Origin of the sequence: Pseudomonas sp. PS02303, from assembly GCF_029959925.1 — a bacterium.
Taxonomy (GTDB): Bacteria; Pseudomonadota; Gammaproteobacteria; order Pseudomonadales; family Pseudomonadaceae; genus Aquipseudomonas; species Aquipseudomonas mandelii.
This window is the reverse complement of sequence record NZ_JASCOM010000431.1, coordinates 1-2,907: the sequence shown is the minus strand read 5'-3', so window position 1 is coordinate 2,907 and position 2,907 is coordinate 1. Positions and strand designations below refer to the sequence as shown.

2 protein-coding genes are annotated in these 2,907 nt (G+C 52.0%); both read right to left on the bottom strand.

Annotated elements, in window-relative coordinates:
- Positions 1-1,594: 1,594 nt before the first annotated feature.
- Positions 1,595-2,665, bottom strand: a complete 1,071-nt coding sequence (locus QMX98_RS33680; RefSeq protein ID WP_274103177.1) for a zinc-dependent alcohol dehydrogenase family protein — start codon at positions 2,663-2,665, stop codon at positions 1,595-1,597.
- A 58-nt stretch (positions 2,666-2,723) separates the two neighbouring features.
- Positions 2,724-2,907 (bottom strand): hypothetical protein (locus QMX98_RS33675; protein WP_282412045.1); only part of this gene is annotated, 184 nt, incomplete at its 5' end.

Sequence of the window (2,907 nt, the reverse complement as noted above, 5' to 3'; positions counted from 1 at the left end):
CCGATGCGGCTGAATGCAAGCTCGCTCGCAATTAATCTGAGCCAGACGGCTCCGTCAGTCGCAGTTAATTTGAGCCGAAAATTGCGTTGATTGCGAGCACGGCTGTTTTCGATTGCAAGCCGCTACAGGTAGGGTTTTCATCTTCGCAAAAGTCCATCGTGCGCCATGCCCTATAAATAATCTAGTGGGTGGCAGCGCTTCATGAACGAGCCCCATTAAAGACTGGACTCCTCTCCCCTGATAGGCAAACGGGTATGTTATGACTCACAGTAATGATAAGGGTGGCGAGCTGCTCGACCAGGAGAGATGACATCAATGCCAACAAGTTTTTCCTGTGACGCAAGCCGTGTCAGGACGGAAACCTCTCCGCGATCAGCGCTGACGAAGCCTTGGTGCAAGCCTAAGAGCTGAATTATGCGCTCAAGCCGATCCGTGAACTGCAACGGGTGCTGGGCAATAAAACGATGGAAAATGAAATTCTCAAAGAGGCCATGAAGATTGCCCGGCCACGAAAATGGATTGCGTAATCACCCTCGTTGCTGTGGGACGACCAGTGAAGCTGGTCAGCCAATGTGTCGGTGTGGCGCGCCAGCAATTAGCGGTTCGACTCAGGTAATCGGTATCATCCAAGACGCGGCAAAGTAGCCCTGTGAAAGAAGCTGAATTGATGACCAAAATCTAGCAACAGCTCTGCGAACTGCCCAGCTATGGCTGCCGTCGAGTCTGGGAATTTTTGCGTCGCGACCGTGAAACCAATTTGCTACGCGCCCGATCAATGTGATTCGGGTTTACCAGGTGATGCGTGATCACAATCTGCTGCTTGACGCAGGATCAAACAACCCTACGCGGGGTGTCGGCACGAAGGCCGTATTGCGGTGAAAATCAGCGATACCGCTGGTGCTCGGACGGTTTTGAGTTTCGCTTCGAGGACTGCGCCAAACTGAGCGTGAACTTCGTCCAGGATTACTGTGACCGCGAAGCCACCGGTTGGCTCGGCAACCCAACCGGATGCGGCGGCGATATCCAAAATTTTATGTTGTAAAGCGTGGAGAAGCGTTTAGGTAATTAGTCGTGCAGTAGCTCAGCGGTATCGGTTCGGCTTACACCGTCGAATAGACGCGCCTGTTGCTCAACAGATCCGCTTGCAGTCGTTGACCAGATAAGGGCGTAGCCCACAGAGTAATGGCATGTCAGAGTGCTTAGTGAAGACAATAAGCGTGATTACTTCAGTGTAAATGGCATCCGTAAACTCCTGGGATCGGCAATTCAAATAGCCACGAGGCGCCTCCTTGGCATCCCAGCGATCTCTGACTGGTTAGCCCAAGGAGCATGAAAAGTTATGTGGGGGCCCCGTTCTTCGACCACGCGGGCTCAGTTGATGATGAATCGTAGTGGCCGGTGCGCAGCACGTAGAAGTGGGCCTCGGACACGAGTCGCATCGGTTCAAGTGGGCAAACGGTACCCGGCCGGCGCGCGTAAATCTTCTTGCCACGCGCAGGAATCGGCGGCTCGATAAGTTTCGCCACGGTTAGATCCAACACCGCACACAATGCGGCTTGGATCTACCGTTAACCTATTTGCTGCGGATGAGCTCTTAGAAGTCAATCATGACTTTCATGGCCTTTTCATCTGCGGCATGTTTAAACACATCATAGGCCTTGGGCAGCTCGGAAAATCCAAAGCTATGAGTGGCGAGCTTTTCCATCGGTAGTTTGCCGGAGCAGCAAGTTTTGAGGAGCATGCTGGTGGTGTTGGCATTTACGAGGCCGGTGGTGATGGTGAGATTCTTGATCCAGAGCTTCTCCAACGCGAATTGCACGGGCTTGCCATGCACACCCACATTCGCAATGTGCCCACCTTCTTTGACGACGTGTTGGCAAATATTCCAAGTGGCTTCTAGGCCAACAGCTTCAATCGCGCAATCCACTCCGCGACCTTCGGTAATCTCTAGCACGCGGGCGATAGCATCTTCCTGGGCGGAGTTGATGGTGTGAGTTGCCCCAAGTTCGCGAGCCATGGCCAAACGGTTGTCATCCATGTCGATGACAATGATGCTAGAAGGGGAATACAACTGAGCGGTGAGTACACAACCCATGCCAACGGGGCCAGCGCCAATGACGGCGATGGTATCGCCCGGCTGAACATTGCCGTATTGCACACCGATTTCATGTGCGGTTGGCAGGGCGTCAGAAAGTAAAACGGCAACATCTTCGTTGAGGGCTTCTGGCAGGAGGTACAGCGAATTGTCTGCAAAGGGAGTGCGCACAAATTCTGCCTGAGTGCCGTCGATCATGTAGCCCATGATCCACCCGCCGCCATTGCGACAGTGGGCGTATAGTTGCTTTTGGCAGTTCTCACAAATGCCGCACCGGCTCACGCAGGAGATAATGACCTTGTCGCCTTTTTTGAATTTACCTACGGCATCGCCTATTTCTTCAACGACACCGATGCCTTCGTGACCCAAAATGCGACCATTAAAGCTTCCTGTTTTATTTTTTGCCGCTTGCTCAATCTCGGGATTTTTACCTTTCCAAATGCCAAGATCCGTACCGCAAATGGTGGTTTTCGTCATGCGGATTATCGCATCAGTGGGTGCAAGCAATTTTGGCTTTTCGCGCTCTTCCAAACGAATGTCGCCTTCACCGTAATAAACCATCGCTTTCATGGAAAAAACCCAAATAAAGAATGTGAGCATGTTTTATAGGGTCAAATCAAAACGATTGTCAAACTATGTTGCCGCTGACCGAAAACTGACCCAGTAGAGGCTGTTCTGCCGACTCAAAACTGACCCAGGTGTTCAACTGCTTCTGCTCACTTTTTGAGCAGGAGAACACAGGGTGATCAGCATGGAAATGTTGGGGAAAATCCGGCGGATGTACTTCCGCGACAAGCTCTCGCTGCATCAGA